22 protein-coding genes, 1 tRNA gene and 1 pseudogene are annotated in these 26,354 nt (G+C 68.4%); 17 read left to right on the plus strand and 7 right to left on the minus strand.

The window, feature by feature from the left end:
* Nucleotides 1-34: 34 nt before the first annotated feature.
* The gene (locus ASE72_RS03540; protein WP_056016728.1) at nt 35-1,432 is read right to left on the minus strand and encodes an efflux RND transporter periplasmic adaptor subunit; all 1,398 of its coding nucleotides are present in this window, start codon (nt 1,430-1,432) and stop codon (nt 35-37) included.
* A complete protein-coding gene (locus tag ASE72_RS03545) occupies nt 1,432-2,901 on the minus strand; it encodes an efflux transporter outer membrane subunit (protein WP_056016731.1) in 1,470 nt (489 codons plus the stop codon). The genes ASE72_RS03540 and ASE72_RS03545 overlap by 1 nt, the downstream gene beginning before the upstream one ends.
* A 445-nt stretch (nt 2,902-3,346) precedes the next feature.
* On the opposite strand from ASE72_RS03545, the gene otsB reads away from it, so the two are divergent.
* Genes otsB through ASE72_RS03560 form a run of 3 tightly spaced genes read left to right on the plus strand, consistent with a single transcriptional unit; the run spans nt 3,347 to nt 7,316 of the window.
* Nucleotides 3,347-4,105: a trehalose-phosphatase gene (gene otsB / locus ASE72_RS03550; RefSeq protein ID WP_056016734.1), complete on the plus strand. Its 759-nt coding sequence runs from the start codon at nt 3,347-3,349 to the stop codon at nt 4,103-4,105.
* On the plus strand, nt 4,105-5,931 hold the full coding sequence (locus tag ASE72_RS03555; protein ID WP_056018855.1) for a glycoside hydrolase family 15 protein: 1,827 nt from the start codon (nt 4,105-4,107) through the stop codon (nt 5,929-5,931). The genes otsB and ASE72_RS03555 overlap by 1 nt, the downstream gene beginning before the upstream one ends.
* Nucleotides 5,928-7,316, plus strand: a complete 1,389-nt coding sequence (locus tag ASE72_RS03560; protein ID WP_056016738.1) for an alpha,alpha-trehalose-phosphate synthase (UDP-forming) — start codon at nt 5,928-5,930, stop codon at nt 7,314-7,316. Before ASE72_RS03555 ends, ASE72_RS03560 begins: the two co-directional genes overlap by 4 nt.
* Nucleotides 7,317-7,427: 111 nt before the next feature.
* On the opposite strand, the gene ASE72_RS03565 is transcribed toward ASE72_RS03560, so the two are convergent.
* A complete protein-coding gene (locus tag ASE72_RS03565; protein WP_056016741.1) occupies nt 7,428-8,513 on the minus strand; it encodes a mechanosensitive ion channel family protein in 1,086 nt (361 codons plus the stop codon).
* Nucleotides 8,514-8,776: 263 nt separating this feature from the next.
* Between ASE72_RS03565 and ASE72_RS03570 the strand changes: the two genes are divergently transcribed.
* The 14 genes from ASE72_RS03570 (at nt 8,777) to ASE72_RS03635 (ending at nt 22,940) form a co-directional block, all read left to right on the plus strand.
* A complete protein-coding gene (locus ASE72_RS03570) occupies nt 8,777-10,435 on the plus strand; it encodes an MFS transporter (protein WP_056016744.1) in 1,659 nt (552 codons plus the stop codon).
* Entirely contained in the window at nt 10,432-11,640 is a 1,209-nt protein-coding gene (locus tag ASE72_RS03575; RefSeq protein ID WP_056016747.1) for an HlyD family secretion protein, read from the plus strand. The genes ASE72_RS03570 and ASE72_RS03575 overlap by 4 nt, the downstream gene beginning before the upstream one ends.
* A 239-nt stretch (nt 11,641-11,879) precedes the next feature.
* Entirely contained in the window at nt 11,880-13,304 is a 1,425-nt protein-coding gene (locus ASE72_RS03580) for an efflux transporter outer membrane subunit (RefSeq protein ID WP_235532208.1), read from the plus strand.
* 90 nt (nt 13,305-13,394) lie between these two features.
* On the plus strand, nt 13,395-14,192 hold the full coding sequence (locus ASE72_RS03585; protein ID WP_082445762.1) for a phosphocholine cytidylyltransferase family protein: 798 nt from the start codon (nt 13,395-13,397) through the stop codon (nt 14,190-14,192).
* Nucleotides 14,189-15,298: a hypothetical protein gene (locus ASE72_RS03590; protein WP_056016753.1), complete on the plus strand. Its 1,110-nt coding sequence runs from the start codon at nt 14,189-14,191 to the stop codon at nt 15,296-15,298. The genes ASE72_RS03585 and ASE72_RS03590 overlap by 4 nt, the downstream gene beginning before the upstream one ends.
* Nucleotides 15,299-15,383: 85 nt before the next feature.
* Nucleotides 15,384-16,505 carry a CDP-alcohol phosphatidyltransferase family protein gene (locus tag ASE72_RS03595; RefSeq protein ID WP_056016756.1) on the plus strand — a complete coding sequence of 374 codons (1,122 nt, stop codon included), beginning with the start codon at nt 15,384-15,386 and terminating at the stop codon, nt 16,503-16,505.
* 130 nt (nt 16,506-16,635) lie between these two features.
* Nucleotides 16,636-17,922, plus strand: coding sequence for a lipopolysaccharide biosynthesis protein (locus ASE72_RS03600; protein ID WP_056016759.1), 1,287 nt, complete (start codon nt 16,636-16,638; stop codon nt 17,920-17,922).
* Nucleotides 17,923-18,038: 116 nt separating this feature from the next.
* Nucleotides 18,039-18,503, plus strand: coding sequence for a DUF2141 domain-containing protein (locus ASE72_RS03605; RefSeq protein ID WP_082445763.1), 465 nt, complete (start codon nt 18,039-18,041; stop codon nt 18,501-18,503).
* Between the two features lie 89 nt (nt 18,504-18,592).
* Nucleotides 18,593-19,630, plus strand: a complete 1,038-nt coding sequence (locus ASE72_RS03610) for a diacylglycerol/lipid kinase family protein (RefSeq protein ID WP_162235455.1) — start codon at nt 18,593-18,595, stop codon at nt 19,628-19,630.
* Complete coding sequence (locus ASE72_RS03615) at nt 19,627-20,529, plus strand: hypothetical protein (protein ID WP_056016768.1); 903 nt, start codon at nt 19,627-19,629, stop codon at nt 20,527-20,529. Before ASE72_RS03610 ends, ASE72_RS03615 begins: the two co-directional genes overlap by 4 nt.
* Nucleotides 20,526-21,323, plus strand: coding sequence for an NTP transferase domain-containing protein (locus ASE72_RS03620; protein WP_056018859.1), 798 nt, complete (start codon nt 20,526-20,528; stop codon nt 21,321-21,323). Before ASE72_RS03615 ends, ASE72_RS03620 begins: the two co-directional genes overlap by 4 nt.
* A gap of 74 nt (nt 21,324-21,397) precedes the next feature.
* Nucleotides 21,398-22,126 carry a 4-hydroxy-tetrahydrodipicolinate reductase gene (gene dapB / locus ASE72_RS03625; protein ID WP_056016771.1) on the plus strand — a complete coding sequence of 243 codons (729 nt, stop codon included), beginning with the start codon at nt 21,398-21,400 and terminating at the stop codon, nt 22,124-22,126.
* A 2-nt stretch (nt 22,127-22,128) separates the two neighbouring features.
* Nucleotides 22,129-22,794 carry an endonuclease III gene (nth, locus tag ASE72_RS03630; protein WP_056016774.1) on the plus strand — a complete coding sequence of 222 codons (666 nt, stop codon included), beginning with the start codon at nt 22,129-22,131 and terminating at the stop codon, nt 22,792-22,794.
* Nucleotides 22,795-22,863: 69 nt separating this feature from the next.
* Nucleotides 22,864-22,940 (plus strand) — tRNA-Arg (locus tag ASE72_RS03635).
* Between the two features lie 8 nt (nt 22,941-22,948).
* Here the strand turns inward: ASE72_RS03635 and ASE72_RS21155 are convergent.
* The 4 genes and pseudogenes from ASE72_RS21155 to ASE72_RS03655 form a co-directional block, all read right to left on the minus strand.
* Nucleotides 22,949-23,987: pseudogene (locus ASE72_RS21155) on the minus strand (phage major capsid protein, P2 family).
* A 56-nt stretch (nt 23,988-24,043) separates the two neighbouring features.
* Entirely contained in the window at nt 24,044-24,568 is a 525-nt protein-coding gene (locus tag ASE72_RS20995; protein WP_268795885.1) for a GPO family capsid scaffolding protein, read from the minus strand.
* Nucleotides 24,462-24,854 (minus strand): GPO family capsid scaffolding protein, encoded by a 393-nt coding sequence (locus ASE72_RS21000; RefSeq protein WP_268795875.1) that lies wholly within the window; start codon nt 24,852-24,854, stop codon nt 24,462-24,464. The genes ASE72_RS20995 and ASE72_RS21000 overlap by 107 nt, the downstream gene beginning before the upstream one ends.
* 191 nt (nt 24,855-25,045) lie before the next feature.
* Nucleotides 25,046-26,332: a hypothetical protein gene (locus tag ASE72_RS03655; protein WP_056016781.1), complete on the minus strand. Its 1,287-nt coding sequence runs from the start codon at nt 26,330-26,332 to the stop codon at nt 25,046-25,048.
* Nucleotides 26,333-26,354 lie beyond the last annotated feature (22 nt).

Below are 26,354 nucleotides of genomic sequence, written 5' to 3' on the forward strand. Positions count from 1 at the left end.
CGGGCCGTCCGGGCCCGCGGCGATGATGGGGGCGTTACTGGCCACCGCCCCCACCCTTGCTTGCGCCGCCCGAGCGACGGCCGCCGCCGCCACCGCTACCGCCGCGCTTGGTCGCGTCGTCGCCGCTCGCGAGCTGGCCGGTGATGACCTGCGCGCCGGGCTGGAGATTGCCCGACAGGACCTCGGTCATCGTGCCGTTGGTGTCACCGGTGGTGATCTGGACGGGCTGCGGCGTACCGTCCGCACCCTTGATGTAGATCGTCTGCTGCGCACCGCGGCCGAGCGTCGCGGTCCGTTCGGCGCCACCGCCGCGACGCGGGCGGAAGGTCAGCGACCCGGCGATCCCGCCGCCCGAATCCCCCGTCGTCGTCGTCGGCTTGAAGCGAAGCGCCGCGTTCGGGACGAGCAGCACGCGCTGCTTGTCCGACGTCACGATGTCCGCGGTCGCGGTCATCCCGGGGCGCAGCGTCAGCGTCGGGTTGGCGACGGTGAGGTCGGCGGCATAGGACACTACCTGCCCGGTCGTCGCGGTCGTGCCGGTCGTCGAGGACGACGCGGTCGCCGCGCTGACGGTCAGGTTCGAGCCGAGATCGACGCGCGTGATCGTCGCGGGGAAGGTCTGGCCGGGGAACGCATCGACGGTGAAGTTCGCGCGCTGGCCGATCTTGACCTCGCCGACGTCCGCCTCGTCGATCGCGACCTCGAGCTTCATCTTGGTCAGGTCCTCGGCGATCACGAACAGCGTCGGCGTGTTGAACGACGACGCGACGGTCTGGCCCGGATCAATCTGCCGCGCGAGCACGACGCCCGTCACCGGCGAGCGGATGATCGCCCGCGCCCGCTGCGTCTGGTTCTGCGCCAGCGCGGCGCGGCTTGCGACGACATTGGCCTCGGCGACCTTCTGCGCGGCGAGCGCACGCTGGAAGTCGGCGCGTCCTGCCTGCAGTTCGGTCTTCGACGGGACGCGACCGCCCGACAGCCGTGCGACCTCCTCGAGACGGTTGAGCTGCGCGCGCGACTCGGCGACGGTCGCCTGCGCCTGATTGACCTGCGCCTGGTTCGCCGCGAGCTGGGCGCTGGTCTGGCGGATCTGGTCGTCGAGCTGTTCGGGGTCGATCAGCGCGAGCGGCTGGCCCGCGACGACGCGGTCGTTGACGTCGACCACGACCTTCGTGACGAGCCCCGAGAGCTGCGACCCGACGGTGACCTGCGTGGTCGGTGCGAGCTTGCCCGTCGCCGAGACGGTGACGGTCAGATTGCCGCGACGCGCGGGCGCGGTCGAATATTGCGTCTGCTCCTTGGCGCCGAAACAGCGCGCGAGCAGCAGGCACAGCAGCACCACGCCGATCGCGATCGCGACCCATTTTATATAGCGTTTCCAGGGGGCCTGCGGCTTCACGCCGAGAAAATCGTCGATCGTTGCGTCGGCCATCAGCGTGCCTCTGAAGATGCCGGGGCGCGAACCGGCGCTTCCGGAATGGTCGTGGAATCCCAGCCGCCGCCAAGCGCCGCATACAGCGCGATCAGCGCGGTCGCGGCGTCGGCCCGCGCCTGGGTAGCGCCGTTCCGCGCCGACAGCAGCGCGATTTCCTGCTGGTTGAGCGTGGTGAAATCGGTCAGCCCGGTGCGGTACTGGCTGCGGCTGAGGATCGCGGAATTGTTCGCGGCATCGAGCGCGATCACAAATTGCCGCTCGCGTTCCTGTGCCGATTGCAGCGCGACGACGGCGTTCTCGACATCCTCGAGCGCGGTGAGGATCGTCGCGCGGTAAAAGGCGAACGCGCCATCGGTCGCTGCCTCGCTCGTGCGCACCTGGCTGCGCAACCGCCCGCCGTTGAAGATCGCCTGCGTCAGCCCGGCGAACAGCCCGCCGGTGATCGCATCGCCGATATTGCCGATCGAGGTCGCGTTGGTGTTGATGTTGCCGGTGATCGCGAGCGCGGGATAGAGCTGCGCCTTGGCGACGCCGATCCGCGCGGTCGCCGCGGCGAGCGCGCGTTCGGCAGACCGCACGTCGGGACGCTGACGCAGCGTGTCGCCGGGGATCCCCACGCCGACCGCCGCGGGACCGACGGGGATAGCCTTTGCGGGTGCCATCAGCGTCCGCAGCGCGCCCGGCGCCTGCCCCGTCAGCACGCCGATCCGCGCGACGGCGGCGGCATATTGCTGGTCGAGATTGGGGATCGTCGCGGCGGTCTGCGCGCGCTGCGACCGCGCCTGTTCGCTGTCGAGGCTGGAGACCAGCCCCGCCTGGACGCGGAAACCGGCGATCTCGAGATTGTCGTCCTGGATGGTCAGCGACGCGCGCGCGTTGGCGAGCTGCCCCTGGTACAGCCGCGCGAGCACATAGTTGCGCGCGACCTCGCTCTCGACCGAGATCAGCACGGTGGCATATTCGAACCCCGACGCGGCATAGTCCGCGCGGCTCGCCTCGATCGTCCGGCGGATCTCGCCGAACACCCCGACCTGGTAGCTCGCGCTTCCGCCCAGCGTGAAGCTGTTCGTCCCGCCGCCGCCGGTGTCGACGACGGTCCCGTCGGGCAGCGTGAACGACCGCCCGCCGCCGCGCAGATTCTCGTTGCGCTGATACCCGCCCGACCCGCTGAGCGTCGGCAGCAGCGACGCGCGGTTCTGGATCAGGCTTTCGCGCGCCTGCCGCAACCGCGCGACGCTCTGCGCGATGTCGAGATTGGTCGCCGCCGCCTGCTCGACGAGCTGGCCGAGCACGGGGTCGTCGAACCGCTGCCACCAGCGCGTCAGGTCTTCCGGGGTGGTGACCGGGGTCACCGAATAGGCGTCGGGAACACCCAGTTCGGCTGCGGCCTGGGGGTGATAGTCCGGCCCTACCGAGCAGCCGGCGAGCAAGACGGGCGCAACAAGAAAGGAACGGACGCGTAACATGGTCGGCAGGAATGGCGGGCGGTCGAGGGGTAGTCCAGCGCTTTTGTGTCGCGAAGTGTCGCAGGCGGGATCGGGTGCGTTGGCCCCTCGCCGTCATTCGCGGATTAGCATCGTGTGAGGTAGATCCGGATTACAGGCCGCAGGCGTTGCGCGTAGGACCCTGGGTCCTGACTTTCGTCAGGATGACGGGAGAAGGGAGGTAGCGGGCTGCATCGGAATCGTCGGTTATTGGCCATGACAGCCGCCTCCCGTCATCCTGACGAAAGTCAGGACCCAGCGCCGGAAGCGCTGCCCGCCGGAATTCCGGACGGTGGCGGACGAGGACAGCAATCCATGGCAGCGACGGCGGCGGCGAATGCCGCTACGGAGAGCGCCAATCGAACCGCTCCCGTTCCAATTTTGCGTTGCAGCGGAACGGAGCGTGACTGCCAGGGGTTAGACGACTATGCTTGCCGAACGCCAGCCCGCGACTGATATCCTCGCAGCCCCGCCGCTCGTGCTCGACGCAGCCAGCCTCTTCTTCGATTTCGACGGGACGCTCGTCGATCTGGCGGCGACGCCCGATGCGGTGGTGGTCGAGCGGATGCTGCTCGACCAGCTCGACCGGCTCGCCGCGCGGTTTCCGGGGCGCGTGTCGATTATCAGCGGGCGCTCGATCGCGCAGCTCGACGCGATGCTCGGTGATCATGCGGCCCGCTTCGCGGTGGCCGGGAGCCACGGCGCCGAGCGGCGAACGCCCGAGGACGGTCATGTCGCCGCGGCGCGCCCGCCTGCGCTCGAGCGTGCCGCCGTGCTGCTGCGCGACTTCGCGGATCGCAACGGACTCGTCTATGAGGCCAAGACGCTGGGTGCGGGGCTGCACTATCGGCAGGACCCCGCGTTCGAGGCCGAGGCCGTCGCGCTGGCCGAGATGCTCGCGCAGACGCACGGCCTGACGCTCCAGCGCGGCAAGATGATGGTCGAGCTACGCACCGCCGGGAACAAGGGCGCCGCGCTGCGCACGCTGATCGCGGCACCGGGAATGGCAGGCACCACGCCGTTCTTCTTCGGCGACGACGTCACCGACGAGGACGGGTTCGAGGCGGCACGCGATCTCGGCGGTGCCGGAATCCTGATCGGCGAGCCCCGCCCTACCGCTGCCACCTATCGTCTCGACGACGTCGCCGCGCTTCGCGGCTGGATCGCCGCCATATTGGAATCATGATGACCGTCTCTCCCGACCCCGCCACACCCGTCGATCTCCGCGCGAGCACCGCGGACATGAACCTCTGGCCGATCGGCAATTGCCAGGTCTCGGCGCTGATCGACAGGACGGGCCGGTTTGTCTGGGGCTGCGTCCCGCGTGTCGACGGCGACCCGGCGTTCTGCGCGCTGCTCGGCGGCGATGCGCCCGAGACGGGGTTCTGGGCGATTGAGCTCGAGGGCGTCACCAGGACGACCCAGGCCTATATCCGCAACACGCCGATCCTCGTCACGCGGCACGAGGATGCCGCGGGGAACGCGGTCGAGGTCACCGACTTCTGTCCGCGGTTCGTGCGCGACGAGCGAACCTATCGGCCGACGAGCTTCGTCCGGATCGTCCGGCCGGTCGCCGGATCGCCGCGGATCCGCATCCGCCTGCGCGTCGCGACCAACTGGGGGCACGCCACCGACCATACGCAGGGGTCGAACCATATCCGCTTCCTGATGGACGACCAGACGCTGCGGCTGACGACCGACGCGCCGGTCGGGCATATCGTCGACGAGCGGTGGTTCCGGCTCGAACGCCCGATGTACATGTTCCTCGGGCCCGACGAGAGCTTTGCCGGCGTGCTGCACGAGGCGGCCGAGGCGATGCTCGCGCGTACGCGAGACGAGTGGCGCCACTGGGTGCGCGGGCTCGCGACCCCGGTCGAATGGCAGGACGTCGTCATCCGCGCCGCGATCACGCTGAAACTGTGCCAGCACGAGGAGACCGGCGCGATCGTCGCCGCGCTCACCACCTCGATCCCCGAGCATGAGGGGTCGGAGCGCAACTGGGACTATCGCTACTGCTGGATCCGCGACGCCTATTACACGGTGCAGGCGCTCAACCGCCTCGGCGCGCTCGACGTGCTCGAGGGGTATCTCGAATATCTGCGCAACATCGTCGATGCGTCGAAGGGCGGGCATGTCCAGCCGCTCTACGGCGTCGGCGGCGAGGCAATTTTGGTCGAACGCGTCGCGCCCGCGCTGCCCGGTTACCGCGGCATGGGCCCGGTGCGCGTCGGCAACCAGGCCTATGAGCAGATCCAGCACGACGCGTACGGCCAGATCATCCTGTCCGACGTCCAGGCGTTCTTCGACCAGCGGCTGTTCCGCATGTCGAGCGCGGAGGACTTCAAGAGCCTCGAGCTGGTCGGCGACCGCGCGTGGGAAACCTATGACAAGCCCGATGCGGGGCTGTGGGAGCTGCGGACGAAGGCGCATGTCCACACCTATTCCGCGGCGATGTGCTGGGCGGCGTGCGACCGGCTCGCCAATGCGGCAGGCGTGCTCGGGCTCGAGGATCGCCGGGCATTCTGGAACGCGCGCGCGGACACGATCCGCGCGACGATCGAGAAGGCCGCGTGGCGCGAGGATACGCAGCGTATCTCCGCAACGTTCGGCGGCGACGATCTCGACGCGAGCCTGATCCAGCTGCTCGACCTGCGCTTCTTTGCGCCCGACGATCCGCGTTTCCAGTCGACGCTCAAGGCGGTCGAGGAGGGCCTGCGCCGCGGCAGCCACATGCTGCGCTATGCGACCGAGGATGATTTCGGCCTTCCGCATACCGCATTCAACGTCTGCACCTTCTGGCTGATCGAGGCGCTGCACGCGACCGGTCGCACGGCGGACGCGTGCGCGCTGTTCGCCGAGATGGTCGCACGCCGTACCCCCGCGGGGCTGTTGTCCGAGGATATCGATCCCAACACGGGCGAGCTGTGGGGGAATTATCCGCAAACCTATTCGCTGGTGGGATTGATCAACTGCGCGGTCCTGCTCAGCAAGCCCTGGAGCGCCGTACGATGAGCCGCCTGGTCGTCATTTCCAATCGTGTCCAATCGGTCGACGCCCCCTCGGGCAACCAGGGCGGGCTCGCGGTCGCGCTGCTCGCGGCGCTCCGTGAAAAGGGCGGCGTGTGGTTCGGCTGGTCGGGCGAGACCACCGAGACCTTCACGGGGCATATCAATTTCCAGCAGGGCAAGGGCGTCACCACCGCGACGATCGACCTCGAGGAACAGGATTTCGACGAATATTATAACGGCTATGCGAACCGGACGCTGTGGCCGCTGTTCCATTACCGGATCGACCTGACCGAGTTCGAACGTGATTTCTCGAGCGGCTATGCGCGCGTCAACACGCGGTTCGCGGAGACGGTGCTGCCGCTGATCGAACCCGACGATCTCGTCTGGGTGCATGATTATCATCACGTGCCGCTGGGGCGCGAGCTTCGCAAGCTGGGGGTCGAGAACAAGATCGGCTTCTTCCTCCACATCCCATGGCCGCCGATGGCGATGCTGCTGTCGCTGCCGAGCCACCGCGCGCTCGTCGAATCGATGTTCGCGTACGACGTGGTCGGGTTCCAGACTCAGGACTGGCTCGACAGCTTCCTGCATTACGTCACCAGCCAGCTCGACGGCGTGGTCGGCGAGGATGGCTGGGTGACGGTCGGCGATCGGACGATCAAGGCGATCACCACGCCGATCGGGATCGAGACCGCGGATTTCGAGAAGTCCGCGAGCAGCAACGCCGCGCGGCACGCCAAGGAGCGGATGTACATGTCCGCAACCGGGCGCAGCCTGATCGTCGGCGTCGACCGGCTCGATTACTCGAAGGGTCTCGCCGAGCGGTTCTCGGGCTATGAACGCTTCCTCGCGTCGCACCCCGATCACCGCGGGCTGGTCTACATGCTCCAGATCGCGCCGCCCTCGCGCGAGAAGGTCGACACCTATCAGGAGATCCGCGCGAACCTCGATTCGATGTCGGGACGGATCAACGGCGAGTTCTCGGACATCGACTGGACGCCGATCCGCTACGTCAACCAGGGCTTCCCGCGCGACGTGCTCGCGGGGATCTACCGTGCGGCGCGCGTCGGGCTGGTGACGCCGCTCAGGGACGGGATGAACCTCGTCGCGAAGGAATATGTCGCGGCGCAGGATCCCGAGGATCCCGGCGTTCTGATCCTGTCGCAGTTCGCGGGGGCCGCGGCGCAGCTGACCGACGCGGTGCTGGTCAATCCGTACAGCCCCGAGGAGATGGCCGACGCGATCGCGCGCGCGCTCAAGATGCCGCTCGCGGAACGCAAGGCGCGGTGGGAAAAGCTGATCGACAATGTCCGCCGCGAGGACGTGATGTGGTGGTGCGAACTGTTCATCACCGCACTCGAGGATGCGCCGGAGCACGCCGAGGCGTAAACGGTCCTCGTCATCCTGACGAACGTCAGGACCAAGGGCCACACAGTGCAGCACCCGTGACCCTGGACCCTGACTTTCGTCAGGGTGACGGGTGCCCGCGCCGCCCCAGCGTCACGACGCGACGCCGCGCACGGGGTCCGGCGCCATCAGCAGGCGGCCGCGCGGCATCGCCTCGGGCATTTCCTGCGCGATAAACGCCAGCATTGCCTCGCGCACGTCGCAGCGCAGGTCGAACGCGACCGACGCGTTCTTGGCGGTCATCAGCGCGCGGAGCTCGACCGCGTCGGTCTTCACGTCGGTCACCTGCAGGTTGAAGAAGCGACCATCCCAGCGTGGATTGGCCTTGACCACCTCGGCGAGCTTCTCGCGCAGCCGGGGCACGTCGGTCGACGGATCGACATACCAGAACACCGACCCCATCAGCTGGCTGGTCTCGCGCGTCCAGTTCTGGAAGCTCTGTTCGAGGAACTTCGAGACGGGGACGACGAGGCGGCGCTCGTCCCAGATCTTGATCACGACGAACGTCAGGTTGATCTGCTCGACCCGCCCCCATTCGCCGTCGACGATCAGCACGTCGTCGAGCCGGATCGGCTCGGTGAACGCCATCTGCACGCCCGCGATGAGATTCTTCAGCGCAGGCTGCGCGGCAGCACCGACGACGAGGCCGGCGATACCCGCGGATGCCATCAGCGTCACGCCGATCGAGCGGATGCCCGGCACGCTCAGCAGCATCAGGCAGACGCTGATGAAGATGATGAAGAACGTCCCGATCCGCCCGAGGATCGCCGCGCGCGTCCGCTTGCGCCTGGCGCGGAGATTGTCCTCGACGGTGATGTCCGAGCGGATCTCGATCACGTCCTGGAACGCACGAAGCGCCGCGACCGCGAGCCAGCCGAGCAAAGCGGGGACGAGGAAGCCGAGGATCTGCTTCCACAACTCCTCGATATCGTCGTCCATCGGCAGGATCCGCGCGACGAACGCGACGCTGACCGCGACGAACACCGCGCGCAGCGGCCGGCGAACGCGCGCGAGGACGAGCCCGTCGGTCTTGGCGGTCGACCGCCGCTGCGCATGGCCCGCGATCCGCATCGTCAGCCAGTGCGCGACCAGCGCGAACACGACCGCCGCCGACACGACGGCGACGCTTTCCAGCCAGACCCATTCGGGTGGTATGTGGAGCGATCTGAATATGCGCATCAAGGCGCAACGGTGCGGCTGCGGGGATGTTCCGCTGCGGTGCAGCATGGGGCGACGAGCGCGCTACCGCCATGGCCCCCACCCCGGCGAGGGTCGGGGCCCAATTGGGAGACAAATGTGGCGACGCGCAGCCCGCCGTTATCGCCGTTTCCCAATTGGGCCCCGGCCTTCGCCGGGGTGGTGCTGTTTGCTTGGAAATCGCTCGCTCGTCACCCGCGTTCCCGGATGACGTCCTGCCCCGATCATGTCAGAAGACGGCCACCATGATAGCCCGCAGAATCAGACGCTTCCTGAGCGAGGAAGACTGGACGTTCGCGCCGCACGAGCTGCCGGTGCTGCCCGGGTCGCCGGGGTCGCCCGCGCATCCGCGGCACCGCCAGATCGCCTATGCGCTGATCGGCATTTTGCTCGGGCTGACGGTGGGGTTCGGCAACGCGCTGATCAGCGCCAACACCTATACGCTGCAGGGCGCGCTCGGGCTCGATCCCGCCGAGATCGCATGGCTGCCGACGGTCTATGTGATGACGAACGTCAGCATCAACCTGCTGATGATCAAGTTCCGCGCGCAGTTCGGGCTGAGGCCGTTCGCGCTGATATTCCTCACGCTCTACGTGCTCGTGACGCTGGCGCATCTGTTCGTCCACGGCTTTGCCACCGCGATCGCGGTGCGCGCGATCAGCGGGATGGCGGGCGCGGCGCTGAGCAGCCTGTGCCTCTATTACGTGATGCAGGCGCTGCCGGCGAAATGGCGGCTGAAGGCGGTGGTGCTGGGGATCGGCATCCCGCAATGCGCGACGCCGCTCGCGCGGCTGTTCTCGCCCGACCTGCTGGCGATGTCGCAGTGGCGGACGCTGTATTTGTTCGAGCTCGGGCTGGCGCTGCTCTCGCTCGCCGCGGTCGCCGCGCTCCGCCTGCCGCCGACGACGCGGAGCAAGGCGTTCGAGCCGCTCGACTTTCTCACCTTCGTGCTGTTCGCCAGCTCGACCGCGCTGTTCGCCGCGGTGCTCGGGCTCGGGCGGATCGTGTGGTGGACCAACGCGCCGTGGATCGGCTGGGCGCTGATCGCCGCGATCCCGCTGTTCCTCGCGGCGATCGCGATCGAGCACCACCGCGTCAACCCGCTGCTCAACACGCGCTGGCTGGGCAGCGCGGACATCGTCCGGTTCACCGTCGTGATCGTGATGGCGCGCATCGTGCTGTCCGAACAGACCTATGCCTCGGTCGGGCTGCTGACACTGCTCGGCCAGAACAACGACCAGCTGGTGCCGTTCTTCCTGATCATCTTCATCGCCTCCGTGGCGGGGGTGATCGCCAGCGCGGTGACGCTCGACGTCGACCGGCTCGGCCATCCGATCATGCTCGCGATCGGGCTGGTCGCGGTCGCCGCGTGGTTCGATTCCTACGCGACCAGCCTGACGCGCGCGCCGCAGATGTACGTGACGCAGGCGATCATCGGGTTCAGCGCGACCTATTTCCTCGGCCCCGCGCTGCTGTTCGGGATGACGCGTGCGCTCAAACAGGGCGCGGGCCACATCATCAGCTTCATCGCGCTGTTCGGGATCATCAATTCGCTCGGCGGGCTCGGCGGCACCGCGCTGCTCGGCAGCTATCAGGTGATTCGCGAAAAGGCGAACAGCGCCGCGCTCGTCCAGCAGATCTCGCCGACCGACCCGATCGTCGCGCAGCGGATCGCCGCGGGCGGCGCCGCGGTCAGCCGCGTGATCGTCGATCCGACGCTGCGCACCGCGGAAGGTACTGCAATTCTGTCCCAAACCACGACGCGCGAAGCAAACGTACTTGCGTATGACGACGTCTTCCGGTTGATCGCGGTGCTTGCCGCCGGGACATTCGGGTACCTCCTGTTCCTGCTCGTGCGGCGTGGACGACGCGAACGACGGGCGCGGCGTGAGGGAACGACATGAGCGATGCGCGCAGCCCGGTCGCGGAAGGACCGGCAACCGAAGAGAAACAGGCGGAGATGGACGCCGCGGCGGCCCAACCGGCGGCGCCAGCGCCCTCCCCGGCCCCCACCCCCGCGGCGGCAAGCCCCGCGGTGCCGGTGGGATCGGGCTGGCGTCCGCAGCGCCCCAGCGCGAAGGTGATCGTCGTGATCGTCGTGCTGGCGATCGCGGGGATCTGCGCGGTCCTCGCGGCGTGGCGGCTGCCGCCGTTCGCGACGAGCTATCAATCGACCGACAACGCCTATGTCCGCGGACGGACGACGGTGATCAGTCCGCAGGTCAGCGGCTATGTGACGCAGGTGCTCGTGCGCGATTTCGCCGACGTGAAGCAGGGCGATCCGCTGGTGAAGATCGACGACCGCATCTATCGCCAGCGGATCGACCAGGCGCAGGCGCAGGTCGATGCGCAGGCGGCGACGCTGTCGAACAGCCTCCAGACCGCGCGCAGCCGGCAGGCGAGCCTCGCCGCGCAGGACGCCGCGGTCGCCAACGCCGCCGCGCAGCTGATGCGCGCCGAGGCGGACATGGCGCGCGTCAACGACCTCGTGGTCGACGGATCGGTCTCGTTGCGCGAGCGCGACCAGACGCTGGCGGCGCTGCGCCAGGCGCAGGCGCAGGTCCAGCAGGCCAAGGCCGCGCGCGAGATCGCCCGGCAGGACATCCGTACCGTCCAGGTCGGACGCGGCGGCCAGCAGGCGGGCGTGTCGGGCGCGGAAGCGGCGCGGCAGCTTGCGCGGATCGACCTTGCCAACACGGTCATCCGCGCGCCCGAGACGGGGCGGTTGAGCGAAGTCGGCGTGCGGCTCGGCCAATATGTGACCGCGGGGTCGCAGCTGATGTTCCTCGTGCCGCCGGAAACCTGGGTGATCGCCAATTTCAAGGAGGCGCAGACCGCGCGGATGGCGGTCGGCCAGCCCGCGTCGTTCACCGTCGACGGGCTCGCGAACGAACGGCTGACCGGGCATGTCGAGCAGATCTCGCCCGCCGCGGGCTCCGAATTCGCGGTGCTCAAGGCGGACAATGCGACGGGCAACTTCACCAAGGTCCCGCAGCGGATCGCGGTGCGCATCCGCGTCGATCCGGGCCAGCCGCTGAGCGCGCGGTTGCGGCCGGGGATGTCGGTGCAGGCGCGCGTCGACACCGCAGGCGGACCGGGGCCGCGGTGATGCGGTGCAGACCCAGTGCCCCCCCCGCCCCCTGTTCTCCCGCGAAGGCGGGAGCCCAGACTGGGTCCCCGCCTTCGCGGGGAAACATTTTGGGGGAGGATAGTACCCCGGCGAGAACCTCCCCCCCGGCGCAGGCCGGGGCCCAACCGGGAGACGATCGTGACGACGCGCGGTCCGTCCTTACCGCGGCCTTCCCACTTGGGCCCCGGCCTTCGCCGGGGTGGTCCCAGGGGATGCGGATGGCGCGCGGCATGGGTGCGTGGCGAACAGTGCACGTGTGGCGGGCCGCCACCACCCTCCCCCTCGCGCTGCTCGCCACCGCGTGCATCGGCCCCCGCCCCGAGGCGCCTGCGACGACCGCGGTCGTCCCGCCCCCCGCGTGGCGGACCGCGCTCGGCGCGGGCGAACCGATCCGCGCGGACTGGTGGAGCGCGTTCGGCGATCCGGCGCTGTCGAGCCTGGTCGCGCGCGCGCTCGCCAACAGCCCCGATCTCGGCGCCGCCGCGGCGCGGATCGACGAGGGGCGCGCCGCCGCACGGCTCGCGCGCGCGCAGCAGACGCCGCTGGTCAGCGGATCGGCCCCCAGCACCACCGGCCAGACGGTCAGCCCGTTCGGGTTGCCGTCCGACGCGATCGGCGCGCAGCCGTCGGTCAGCATCAGCTATGATCTCGACCTGTTCGGCCGCCTTCGCCAGGCAACCCGCGCCGCGCAGGCGCAGCTGCTCGCGACCGAGGCGGCGCGTGACACGGTCAGGCTCGGTCTCGCGAGCAGCGTGGCGAGCGGCTACATCACGCTGCGCGCGCTCGATCAGCGACTCGCGGTCGCGCGCCAGACGCTCGCCGCGCGCGCCGAGGGGCTGCGGATCGCGCGCCGTCGCGCCGAGTCGGGCTATACGTCCAATCTCGAGCTGCGACAGGCGGAGGCAGAATATCACGCCACCGAACAGCTGGTCCCCGCCGCGGAGCTCGCGATCAGCCGGCAGGAAAACGTGCTCAGCCTGCTGGTCGGCGACGTCCCCGGCGCGATCCCGCGCGGCGTCACGCTCGACCAGCTTGCCGCCCCGGCGATCCCCGACGGCCTGCCCGCCGACCTGCTCCGCCGCCGCCCCGATCTCTACCAGGCCGAGCAGACCTTGGTGGCGACCGATCGCTCGCTCGACAGCGCGCGCGCGGCGATGTTGCCCAATCTCGCGCTGACCGGCTCGGCGGGCGTCGTCCTGTCGAGCGCGCTGGCCAATCCGATCGCGGTCTTCTCGATCGGTGCGAGCGTGCTCAGCCCGATCCTCGACGGCGGGCGGCTGGGGGCGCAGGCGGATGCCGCGACCGCGCGGCGTGACCAGGCCGCGTTCGCCTATCGCCGCACCGCGCTGCAGGCATTCCGCGAGGTCGACGACAGCCTCGCGGGTGTCCGCCGTTCGGGCGAGCAGGCCACAGCCTTTGCGGGGCAGCGCGACGCGCTCGCAGGCGCGCTGCGCAACGCGTCGAACCGCTATCGTGCGGGCTATTCCGCCTATATCGATCAGCTCGACGCGCAGCGCGGGTTGCTGACCGCCGAATTGTCGCTGGTGCAGGCGCGCGCCGACCGGCTGACGGCGTATGTGACGCTGTACCAGGCGATGGGCGGCGGCTGGTCGCGCGCGGAGGCCGACCGCGTTCGACGCTGAACCCGCCCCGCGCGCGCGGGTAAGAAACTCGCGCCGCGTGGCACGGCGCATGCATTTTCCTGCCACACTTCGTGCGTAGAGCCATGCCCCATGAAGGCGATCATCCTTGCTGCCGGTCACGGATCACGGCTCCTGCCGCTGACGCTCACGACGCCCAAATGCCTCGTCGAGGTCGGGGGGCGCGCGATCCTCGATCATCAGCTCGACGCGGTCTCGGCGGCGGGGTTCGATGGCGCGGTGATCGTCGGCGGCTACCGGATCGACCAGATCGACGCGCATCTCGCCGCGCGTGACGGCGGGCGTGACGGCGGGCTGCCGACCACGCTCGTCTTCAACCCGTTCTGGTCGGTCGCGAACTCGATCGGCAGCGTGTGGGCGGCGTCTGCGTACCTCAATACGCCGTTCGCGCTGATGAACGGCGACACGCTGTTCGACGCGGCGATCCTGCGCGGCGCACGGGCGCGGTCCGCCGCCGGCGTGACGCTGGTGGTCGAACCGCTCGAGCAGCCCGGGCTCGACGACATGCTCGTCGAGGCGGATGGCGAGCGCGTGATCGCGGTCGGCAAGCATCTGGTCGGGCACCAGGCGACCGACCGGTCGCTCGGGTTGATCCTGTCGGCGGGCGGCACCGCCTATGCCGAGGCGCTGCGCGCGGTGATCGGCGAGCCCGACGGGCTGCACGCCTATCACCACGCAGTCGTCCGCCGCGTCGCCGAACGCAGCGGCGTCCGCGCGCTGCGCATCGCGCCCGACCTGCGCTGGCAGGAGATCGACCGCCCCGAGGACATCGCGCAGTGGCAGCGCGAGCATGCGGCCCCGCCCCTGGACCCAAATCAAGCTGCAACCACGCCGCGCGACGGGTCCGCGGCGATCGACGCGTCCGCATGAACCGCAAGGTCGCGTTCCTGTTCCTCGGCGAGACGCTGCTGATCCCGCATCTCTATCCGATCGTCGAGGCGCTCGCCGCGGCCGAGCCCGAGCTGCCGATCGAGCTTTGGGTCAGCACGTCGATGCACGAGGCGTTGCTCGGGGGGTGGAGCGAAATGCTGCCAAGTGTCCGCATCCGCCGCGCACCGGGGTTCCGGACGCTCACGGGCTATGACGACGGGCGCAACCCGCCGGTCCCGGCCAAGCTCCCGACGCTGCTGCGGCTGCTCCCCAATCTGCTGCGGACGCCGGTGGTCGTTTGCGCCGAACAGACGAGCCTGTGGCTGCCCGCGATGGTCCCGCTGCGGACGCGGTTCATCGACACGTTCCACGGCGCGGGGTCGATGATGGCGCGCGGGCACTGGCGACGGCGTGCCGGCTGGCGCACGCTGGTCGCAGCCGAGCGCGATCGTCAGGCGCTGATCGCGGGCGGCGATGCGCCCGAGCGCGTCTGCACGACGGGCTATGTCAAGGCCGCCTTCCGCCAGCGCACCCCCGCGACGCGGCTGTTCGCGGATACGAAGCCCGTGATCCTCTACACCCCGCACTGGCAGGCGCATCGCTCGTCCTGGTGGACCTGGGGCCCCGCGGTGGTCGAGCGGATCCGTGCCGATGGCCGCTACAATTTGATCTTCGCGCCGCACCAGCGCCTCGTCGAGCGCGCACCCGAGCTGCGCGCGTTCGTGGCGGGGCTCGCCGGCGCGGCGGGTGTCCACGCGGACCTCGACAGCTTCGCGATGGTCGATGGCAGCTATACCGCCGCCGCCGACCTGTATCTCGGCGACACGTCGAGCCAGGTGGTCGAATATATGATGCGGCCGCGCCCCTGCGTGTTCCTCAACGCGCTGCGCGCGGCGTGGCGGTCGGACGCGTCCTACGCGATGTGGGAGGCGGGCGACGTGGTCGAGTCGCTCGACGCACTGATCCCCGCGATCGACCGCGCGCCGATACGCCACGACGACTATGAGGCGTTCCAGCGCGCGTTCGTGCAGACCGCGCTTGGCGACGTGTCGGGTCTGGCGCCGGCGCGCGCGGCGGCCATTGTCCTCGAGGCGCTTCGCCGCTGACCGCGGTGCGGGGGCCGGACGCGACCGGCGGCGCCGCGCGCGCCGGGGGTCTCGCAATCCGCGCACAATCGGCTATCGGCAGCGCATGCAAGACACGCCAGCACTGACGCCCGTCGGCAGCAACCCGACCCTGTTATGGGGGATGACCAATGTCGAGCGGCTGCGCCGGATCGCGCGCGCGCAGGGGTTTGCCGATCACGCCGCCGCGGATCAGGACAGCCCCGCGATCCTCGCCAACATGGCGTTCGCGTTCGATCCGGTCTGGACCGCGCACCTCAAGACACGGCCGGGGACGGTCGTCACCCGCGCGGGCGTTCCCGTGCTCGCTTATGTCCGCGACCGCGCCGAGCGTGCGGATGTCGAGGCGGCGATGCGCGACGCGGTGCCGTTGCAGCGCACGGGGATGCTGAGCGTGATCGCCGCCGAAGCGGACGAGGGGATCCTCAACGAGGCGCTACGCAAGCGCGAGAAGCCGTTCGCCGAACGGCTGACCCCCGAAGCGGTGCCCGCGATCGAGCGTGCGAGCTATGTCGGCGCGTACAAGGGCGTCACCGACCTGCTGACCAAATATCTGTGGCCCGAATGGGCGCTGGCGATCACGCGGGTCTGCGCGCGCGCGGGGATCACGCCGAACCAGGTCACCGCGATGGGATCGGTGCTGTGCATCGTCGCGACGGTCGCGTTCTGGTACGGGTGGTTCTGGACGGGGCTCGCCACGGGCCTCGTCTTCATGGTGCTCGACACCGTCGACGGGAAGCTCGCGCGGTGCACGATCACCGCGTCGAAGCTCGGCAATGCGTGGGACCACGGCGTCGACCTCGTCCATCCGCCCTTCTGGTGGTGGGCCTGGGCGGCGGGCTGCGCGCCGTATGGCCGCGCGCTCGACGACCGGACCTTCTGGATCGTGATCGGCACGATGCTGTTCGGCTATGTCGCGCAGCGGCTGATCGAAGGCGCGTTCATCGTCCGCTTCGGGATGCACATCCATGTCTGGGAGCGGTTCGACAGCTGGTTCCGGCTGATCACCGCGCGGCGCAACCCCAACATGGTCATCCTGTTCGCCGGGCTCGTCGTCACGCGTCCCGATTGGGGGATCATCGGCGTCGCTGGCTGGACCGCGATCTCGCTGGTCGTCCATCTCGTCCGGCTGTTCCAGGCGATGGCGCGGCGCGCCGGCGGCGCGACGATCACGAGCTGGCTCGCCTGACGCGGCAGGCGGCCGGGTTGCCGCCTGTCCCGCAACACCGGCTTGCCGCCCCGCGCCGCGCGCTTTAGGGGCCGGAACGCGCATGACACAGGACACCGCACCCTCCCCGGCGCCCACGGACATCCGCGGGATGCTCCGTTCCGCGGCGCGCAACCTGGGCTGGTTGCTGGCCAGCCGCAGCGTGCTGGCGATCCTGTCGCTCTTCTATCTCGGCTTTGCGACGCGCACGCTCGGCGTCGTCGATTTCGGCCGGTTCGCGCTGATCACCGGCGCGGTGCAGGCGCTGACGACCTTTGTCGGGTTCCAGACATGGCAGATCATCGTCCAGTACGGCGTCCACGCCGCGCATGAAGGCGACACGCCGCGGCTCGCCCGGCTATTCCGGCTGGCGGCACGGCTCGACCTGTCGAGCGCGATCGTCGGGGCGCTGCTGACGATCGGCATCCTCCAGATCTGGGCCGACGCGTTCAGCATCCCGCGCGACCTGATGCACTACACGCTGGTGTTCGCGGTGATCCAGCTGGTGACGATCCGCTCGACGCCGCTCGGCATCCTCCGGTTGCGGGACAAATTCTCGCTGTCCGCGCTCGCCGACAGCATGACGCCGGTGATGCGATTCGTCGGCGCGGGTGCGGCGATGCTGTTCGACCCGACGATTCGCGGCTTCATGACCGCCTGGGCGGTGGCGGAGATCGTCACCGCCGCGACCTACTGGATCATGGTCTGGCGCAGCGGCGATTTCGCGCTGCTGATGCAGGGGCGAAGCCGGTGGAAGACGCTGATCGCCGAGAATCCCGGCGTCGTCCGGTTCGCGCTGAGCACCAACGCCAGCGCGACGCTCGGGCTGTCGAGCAAGCAGATCCCGCTGCTGCTCGTCGGCGCATCGATCGGCCCCGCCGCCGCGGGCGCATTCCGGCTTGCCGCCCAGGTCGCGCAGGCGCTCGCGAAACTGTCGCAGCTGCTGTCGCGCGCGGCGTTTCCCGAGATCGTCCGCGCGGTGCGCACCGCCGCGCCCGAACGGCTCCGGCGCATCCTCGTCAAGACCATGCTCGCCAGCAGCGCGGCGGCGCTGGCGATCCTCGCGGTGGTCGCGCTGATCGGCGAACCGATGCTCAAGCTGGTGGGCGGCAAGTCGTTCGGTACCGCCTATCCGGTGCTGCTGTGGCTCGCCGCGGCGGGATGCTTCGATCTCGCGACGGTCAGCCTCGACACGGTGATGACCGCGGTCAACCGTGCGGGGACGGTGTTCGCGATCCGTGTCGTCGCGGTCGTCCTGCTGTTCATCGCGGCATTCGTGCTGATGCCGGTCTATGGATCGACCGGGGTCGCGATGGGGGTGATGATCGGATCGATCGCGGTCGCCATCCTGCTCGGCATCGCCGCCGCCCGCTTCACGCGGCCGCGCGCGCCCGACTGAATCCTGCCGCCTACGACGGGCGACGGACGGCGGATCGGCGGGTCGATAAAGCCCGTGTTCACACACTGCCCGGCATTGGCCACCAAATTGCCTTTATACACTTCCAGGGTCGAACGATGACGAAACTGCCCCTCATGGTCGGTCTGACCGCGGCTGCGCTGGCGGCGTCGGCCCCCGTTGCCGCCGCCGAGACCTGCGTCGGCAAACCCGGTCCCGGTCTTGCGAAGATGACGCTCGAGGCGACGACGCTGCACAATGCCGCGGGCGAGGTCGCGTTCACGGTCTATCCGGACGAGAAGTCGCGATTCCTCGCCAAGGGCGGCAAGCTGGTGCGCGCGCGCGTTCCCGCCAACCAGCCGCGCGCCTGTTTCTGGCTCAAGCCCGGCTATTACGCGATCGCGCAATATCACGACGAGAATGCCGACCATAATTTCAACCGCACGCTGTTCCTGCCCAAGGAAGGCTTCGGTTTTTCGAACGATGCGCCGACCTCGGTCGGGCTGCCATCCTTCGCCTCGGCGCGCGTCCAGCTCCCCGCGGCGGGGACGACGCTGCGCATGACGATGCGGTATCGCCGCTGAACGGGTAGTGCGGCACCGGCGCCACCCGGGACTGGTCCGCCCCGACATAAAAGTGTAGCGATTATCCGCTGCGACAGGTAGCCAACAGTGTGAACGACGCCGTTTCCAGTTTTCAAGCCTTTGATGGCGTGCCGTTCACCCCGGTACGTCGCGACGCGACGTCCGATCTGGCCGCGCGCACCGCGGCGTCGGAAATCCGCACGGGGATCATCTGCAATCCCAAGAGCCATCGCAACCGCAGCAGCGTCGAGGCGACGCGGCCGTTCGTGTCGGGCACGGTGCTGGCGGTCACGCCGCGCACGCAGGCCGAACTCGCCGAGGTGCTGAGCGACTTTGCGCGCCACGGCATCGAACTGCTCGTGATCGATGGCGGCGACGGGACGATCCGCGACGTCCTCACCGCCGCGGCCACCGTCTGGACGGGAACCCAGCCACGCGTCGCGATCGTCCCCTCGGGCAAGACCAATGCGCTCGCGCTCGACCTCGGCATCCCCGACGACTGGACGCTCGACAAGGCGCTCGCGGCAGCGCGCGTCGGCCATGTCGTGGTCCGCCGTCCGGTCGAGGTCGAGCACCGCGACAGCGGCAGCACGCGGCGCGGGTTCCTGTTCGGCGCGGGCGCGTTCGTCGAGGCGACCGGGCTTGCCCAGCGCGCGCACCGTGCCGGCGCCTTCAAGGGATTTGCGGTCGGCGTCGCGCTCAGCTGGGCGATCGTCCAGACGCTGTTCGGGCGATCCTCGGGGACGTGGCGCGTCGGCAACCGGATGCACGTCCGCTACGACGCGAGCGCGCGCGCGGGCGACCTGACCGATACCGACACCAACCGCTATATCCTGCTCGCGTCGACGCTGACGCGGATGCCGCTGGGCGTGCAGCCGTTCGGGCCGGCCCGTGACGGGCTGAAGACGTTGCTGGTCGACGCACCGCCACGCTGGCTCGCCGCCGCCGCGCCGCTGATCGTGGCCGGGTCGCCCGCCAAATGGCTCGATCGCGCGGGCTATCACCGGATCGACCCGGATTCGCTCGACGTGACGATGGACGCGGGCTTCATCCTCGACGGCGAGGTGTATCCCGGTGGCGCGCTGACGATCCGCCAGGCGGCGCCGATCAGCTTCGTCGTGCCGTGACCGATCTCGCCGACGTCGTCCGGCGCCAGCTCGCGGCGCCGACGATCGATGCCGTCCGCACGATTGCCACGCAGCTGGCACAGACGCCCGACACCCTCGCGATCCTGTTCTACGGCTCGAACCTGCGGACCGGATCGACCGAGGGCGTGCTCGACTTCTACGTCCTGACCGCAGGACCGCGCGAGCGCGGGATCTGGCCGACCGTCAGCTACCGCGAGTTCGACCCGGACGACGCGCCGAACGGCGAGCGACTGCGCGCGAAGATTGCGACGATGCGGCTTTCGACCTTCGCCGACGCGGCGGCCGCGGCGACGCTGGACACGACGATCTGGACCCGGTTCGTCCAGCCATCCGCGCTGGTCTGGTCGCGCGATGCGGTCGCGCAGGACAAGGTCGCTGACGCGATCGCCGCCGCGGCGCGGTCCGCCGCGCGCTTCGCCGCCGCGCTGGGGCCGGAGGCGGCGCCCGCACGCGACTATTGGCGTGCGCTGTTCCGCCAGACCTATGCCGCCGAATTCCGCGTCGAGGCGCGCGGACGCGAGGATCAGATCCTCGCGCATGATCCCGATCGCTATGACCAGCTGCTGCCGCTCGCCTGGCAGGCGGACGGGATCGCGTTCGCGCAGGACGGCGAACGCCTGCGCCCCGCGCTGCCCCCTGCGCAGCGACGTGCGCTGCTGCGGGCGTGGGGCGTGCGGCGCCGCGCGGGCAAGCCGATCAACATCGCCCGGCTGATCCGTGCGGCGTTCACCTTCGAGGGCGCCGCACGCTATGGCGCATGGAAGATCGAGCGGCACACGAACGTCCCCGTGACGCTGTCGCCCTGGGCCGAACGTCATCCGATCCTCGCCGCGCCGGGCGTACTCTGGCGCGTGTGGCGAGCACGGCCCGCGCGATGAGCACCCCGCCTGCCACCCCGCCCGCGACCGCGTTCAGCGCGCTGATCCTCGCCGGATCGCGCGGCGGCGCCGATCCGGTCGCGGACTATGCCGGGGTCGCGCACAAGGTGCTGATCGAGCTCGACGGCCGGACGCTGCTCGCGCGCGTCGCCGAGGCGGTGCGCGCGGCGGGTGCGACGCAGATCGCGGTCTCCGCCTCCGACGACACGGTGCGCGATCACGCACGCGCGCTCGGCCTCCTCGTGCTCGATGCCGCAGCGGGTCCCAGTCTCAGCGTCGCGCGCGGGATCGAGGCGTTGGGTACGCCGCTGCTCGTCACGACCGCCGATCATGCGCTGCTGCGCGCCGAATGGGTCGCGCGGTTCCGCGCCGACGTGCCACCGGGTGCCGACGTCGCGGTGCTGCTCGCCCGCCGTGACGTGGTCGAGGCCGCGGCACCGGGTACGCGTCGCACCTATCTGACCTTTGCCGATGGCGGCTGGTCGGGGTGCAACCTGTTCCAGTTCGCCACGCCGCGCGCGATCGCCGCGGTCGAGCTGTGGCGGCGGGTCGAGGCCGATCGCAAGCGTCCCTGGCGGATCGTCCGGCGGCTCGGGATCGGGCTGCTGATCCGCTATGCTTTGGGCAGGCTGACGCTCGGCGAGGCGATCGCGCATCTCGGGCGCAAGGCCGGGCTCGATGCCGCCGCGATCCCCTGCCCCTACGGATTGGCCGCGGTCGATGTCGACAAGCCCGCCGACCTCGATCTGGTCCGTGCGATCGTCGCGGATACACGTTACCGCTCCCGGAATTGAAATCCGGCCTATTCGCGGCCCCCCGCTTCGTGCCAAAGCGCGCGGATGCATAATCCTACACTCCGCACCCCCGCATGACCGCGATCGGCATCTATGGCAGCGCCGGCCGGATGGGCCGTGCGATCACCGACGCGATCGAGGCGGCGGGCGCGACGCTCGCCGGCGGCGTCGATGCAGGCGACGATCCCGCGCCGCTCGCCGCCTCCGCCGACGTCCTCGTCGACTTCTCCACCCCCTCGGCGGTCGAGGCGCACCTTGCCGCCGCGCGCGCGGCCGGCACGGGTATCGTCATCGGCACGACCGGCCTGTCGCCGCAGCACCAGTCGATGATCGACGCGGCCGCCGCGGACATCGCGGTCCTGCAGACCGGCAACACCTCGCTCGGCGTCACGCTGCTCGGCATATTGGTACGCGAGGCCGCGGCGCGGCTGGGTGCGGACTGGGACGTCGAGATCGTCGAGATGCATCACCGCCACAAGGTCGATGCGCCGTCGGGCACCGCGCTGCTGCTCGGCGATGCCGCGGCAAAGGGACGCGGCTCGTCGCTCGCGGAACTGCGCGTCGACAGCCGTGCGGGCCTCGTCGGCGCGCGGACCGAGGGCACGATCGGCTTTGCCTCGCTGCGTGGCGGATCGGTGATCGGCGACCATAGCGTCGTCTTCGCCGGCGAGGGCGAGCGGATCGAGCTCAATCACCGCGGCGACGACCGCAGCATCTTCGCACGCGGCGCGGTCCGCGCCGCGCTGTGGCTCGCCGACCAGCCCGCCGGGCGCTATCGGATGGGCGACGTGCTGGGTCTCTGACGATGAAGAAGGCCGATGTCGTCGACTTCTATGCGCGGCTCGCGGAGGCCGATCCGCATCCCGAGACCGAGCTCGAATTCGTCAATCCGTTCACGCTGGTCGTCGCGGTCGCGCTGTCGGCGCAATCGACCGATATCGGCGTGAACAAGGCGACCCGCGCGCTGTTCCGCGAGGTCGACACGCCCGAGAAGATGATCGCGCTCGGGCTCGACGGGCTCAAGCCGTTCATCCGGACGATCGGACTGTACAACACCAAGGCCAAGAACGTCATCGCGCTGTCGCAGATGCTCGTCGACGAGTATGACGGCGTGGTTCCCGACGACCGCGCCGCGCTCGAGCGCCTGCCGGGCGTCGGTCGCAAGACCGCCAACGTCGTGCTCAACGTCGCGTTCGGCGCGGAGACGTTCGCGGTCGACACGCATATCTTCCGCGTCGGCAACCGCACCGGCCTCGCGCGCGGCAAGACCCCGCTGGCGGTCGAGCTCACGCTCGACAAGGCGACGCCGCAGCCGTTCCGCCTGCACGCGCATCACTGGCTGATCCTCCACGGCCGCTATGTCTGCAAGGCGCGCACCCCCGAATGCTGGCGCTGCATCGTCGCGGACCTGTGCGCGTACAAACCCAAGACCCCCGAGCCCGCACGCAAGCCCGCCGCACCGGCTCGCTGACGCCAACACGCGTCGCCCACCGAAAAGGTCTGGCGCACCCCGATCCGCTTTGCTAGGCGAGCGCTTCAGGCACCCGTAGCTCAGCTGGATAGAGCGCTGCCCTCCGAAGGCAGAGGCCACTGGTTCGAATCCAGTCGGGTGCACCAAACTTCAACTATTTTCCCCTGATTTCAGCAGCCGGCCTCGACGCAGCGCCGCGCGGCGGGCTTGCGCAGTTCTCGATCTGGTCGCGCTTGGCGTTGTCCTCGATCTTGCGCCGCTCGGTGCCGATCTGTTCGTAGACCGATAGGTTGGCGAGCGTGGTGATGCGGATGGCGTTCTTCGGGAATTTCGGGACGCGCACCGCGCTGAGGCCACCGATCTTCTTGTTGGAGAGCAGCACGTCACGCGCGAGCTGTTCGGTCGCGCGGTCGCCCGATGCGTTGACGATCGAGAAATACTTGTCGTTGACCAGCTCGCGGCCGACGATCGCGACAAGGTCGGTATCCTCGCGGTAATTCTCGTGCAGCAGCTCGATGCCGGCGAACACCAGCGCATCGATGTTGACGTAGTCGACCTCGGTGCCGACCTCGCCGGCGCCCACATAGATCGCGCCGGCCGCGGTCACGACACCGTCCGCGTCACGGGTTTCCGCCTTCAGCTCGCCGCCCGCGGCGTGGCGCTCGGGCACATCCTCGCGGATGTGCTGGAGCCAGCCCTTGTTGACGTCCTGAAGCAGCGGATAGGCGACCGGATCGGTGTCCTTCGCCACGAACAGGCCGTTGAAGCCGATGGTGATGATGTCAACCGCCTTCGCTGACGATCGCGTCGCGCAGCAGCGTCTGGAAATTGGGCTGATGCGCCCAGGCGTCGAGCGTCTCGTACCAGATGAGCGTGTCGAAGTCGGTCTTCTCGCAGCGATAGCGCGTCTCGTCGAGGTCGCCGGGATAACGCGGGCTGCGGTCCTAGGTGCGCGTGTCAGTGCGGCTGGCGATCGTGCCCTTCACGCCGACGCCGACTTTGTCGGCCTCCTGCGCCACGACCGGGATGATGTTGATCTTCGACAGGAAGTCGCTCGATACCTTCAGCTTGGCGCGCAGCGTCTGCGCAATGGCGGGCAGCACTTCGAAGGCGCGGCTGGGGTCGGCGACGTTGTTCAGCTTGCCGATCTGCTGGGTATAGGTGTCGTACTTGGTGCGGGTGGCGTTGAGCATCGGGGCGGTTCCTGTGAAGGCGGTCTGACGGGGCGGTCGGTGTCCGGGGCGACGGATCAGCAGTCGGTGACGGCGTCGTCCCCCGCCCCCGATGCCGGTGCGCGCGAGAAGCCAGGCTGTTCCGTGGCGGCCAGCTGCGTCTTCAGCGTCGCCAGCTCGCGTTGCAGCGCGGCATGCGCATCCGTGACCGGCTTCAGCGCCGCGGTCAGCGAGCCACTGAATGCGGGCCGCATGTCGGTGGCGAAGTTCGCCGGATCGAAATTGTCGTTGGCGGGCGTCGGCGTGACGGGTTCGGCGGGTTTGAATTTGGCGGCGACGGCCGAGAACAGGCGATCGACGATGCTGTCGACCTTCTCCTGTTCGGCCTGCTTCGCCTCGAATTCGATCGCGACGGCATCGGATCCCGAGGCGAACACCGTGCCGGGCGCGCGGTGCGAGAATTGCAGGCGCTCGGTGCCGATCGACGCGGGCGTATCAGTGAAGGCCAGGCCGATAATGCCGAACTTGCCGCTGACGGCATAATTGGGGGTGAATTCGACCGACGGGAATGGCTTCTGGTCGGCCCGGGCCAGCGCGACCAGCTGGTCGTTGGCCCTCGACGATCGCGTACAGCGCGTGGCGCTTCTCGCTCTTGCCGGCGATGACGATGTCGTCGGTCTTGGCTTCGAGCGAGACGACGTCGCCATAGCCGTTAAACGGCGGCTCGTGGCTGTAGCCGGATACGTGCTCGAGGTTGATCCGCGGGGAATAGGTCGCCGGCGCGAAGGTCGCGACGCATTCGTCGATCATCTCCGGCGTGACCTTCCGGCCATCGCTGATGGTCGCGCCTTCGACGAAGGCGCGGAACGGCTTGCTCTTGGTGCGCATGGCGGCTGATCCTCGGTTCGATTGCGGCGCGCCGGGCGCCGTTTGTTGGATCGAACAGGGACGAAGACAGCCGCAGTCTCAAGCGGCCGGTCTTGTAGAATAACTTTCTACAAGAGACCGCAGCCTATAGCCGTATAATTTTGTCGTGGGCGTCGAACAGCCTCTTTCCAGCCCAGACTGGGGACTCCATCTCAAATATACGTGGTGAAGTTTTTAAAAGTGGTTGTATCGAGCCCAAGCGCTGTGGCGGCATCCCTAATCTGGGAATGGTCGAACGAAGCACGCCCGCGACCATAAGTCTGAGGTTTGACGTCGATCTCCTCAAGAAGCTCTCTCATTGTCGCCAAATTGAACCGGGGCAGCGCAGGCTCTATATAAGCACGGAAGCGACGGTCGGCGGCATCGTAGCTCCCGCTCCCGGCGTATATCTTTACTGCGATCCGCACCGCTTCATCACCATGCCCTTCGTTTACAGCAGCATCTAGCAAGTCAATCCACACATCGTCGTCGATCTTAGCAAGCATCACAGATGTTTTTGTCGCAAGGTTCGCCAAGTGATCTGCCATGTCCACTGACTTAAACCGCGCCCTGACTAGGTTGTTAATGTCTGCGTCTATACGGCCATCAATAAGGATGTGCGCAGCTGAATCGAGCGATGCGTAGAGTTCTGGATGCTCGCCGAGGAATTGAACCAACGCATCGAGCGCCTCTACTTCCGGGCCCACATTGCTGAAAACGGCACGTTCGCTGTCTATCATCAAGCGGACTGGGACGGGATTGCGGGCGCAGAGAATGGCCAGTGTGTCGAGATTAATCTGCCGATTGGCTTGGGTCTCAGGTTTATCAAGTTTGAAGCAGAATTTCCACAGTGCGCGGATAATTTCGAGTTCGATAGCGGGGGGGATATTGGGAAGGTAGCGTGCCTCAATATAAGCCTTTAGCTTCTCACGCGAGATGAGAAGCGCTTTGTTTGCAGCAATATCTTCAACAAGAGCTTCTACAATCCGCTTCGAAAACATTGGCGGCTTCAGAAGCAGGGCGCCGAGCGCTACGCGGATTTGCGCACGAGTGTCCTCCTTGGTGGGCAGGAACAGGAGATCTGCACCCGATAACACTGGATGAGCAGAGAGGTGTCGGAGCTTTTGAAGATGCTGCAGCTGCACGTGCTCGGAAGCCTCAAGGATCTTTGTTCTCGCAAACACTTGATCGAGGAGATAAATTTCCCAGTCAGGACTATTAGGGTTAACTGTTCTCTTTGCTTCTACATCTTGCAGAAGTTTCCCAGCCCCGGCGTCCGCGTACAGGTCGCGAAGCGATTGCAACTTGTAGACCATATCACATACAACGACGGTCCAGAGCATCACAATCGCGCTGCGATAACAATCGTTTGAAAAGGATCGGGACACTTCGACGAAATAGGCGCGTGAACGGTGATCGACGATCCGGTCGGCCGCTAGGTCTATCGAGAACCCCGTCATTTCGCGCCTTGCTCCACATGTG

The organism is Sphingomonas sp. Leaf20 (assembly GCF_001421535.1).
In the GTDB taxonomy this organism is placed as follows: Bacteria; Pseudomonadota; Alphaproteobacteria; order Sphingomonadales; family Sphingomonadaceae; genus Sphingomonas.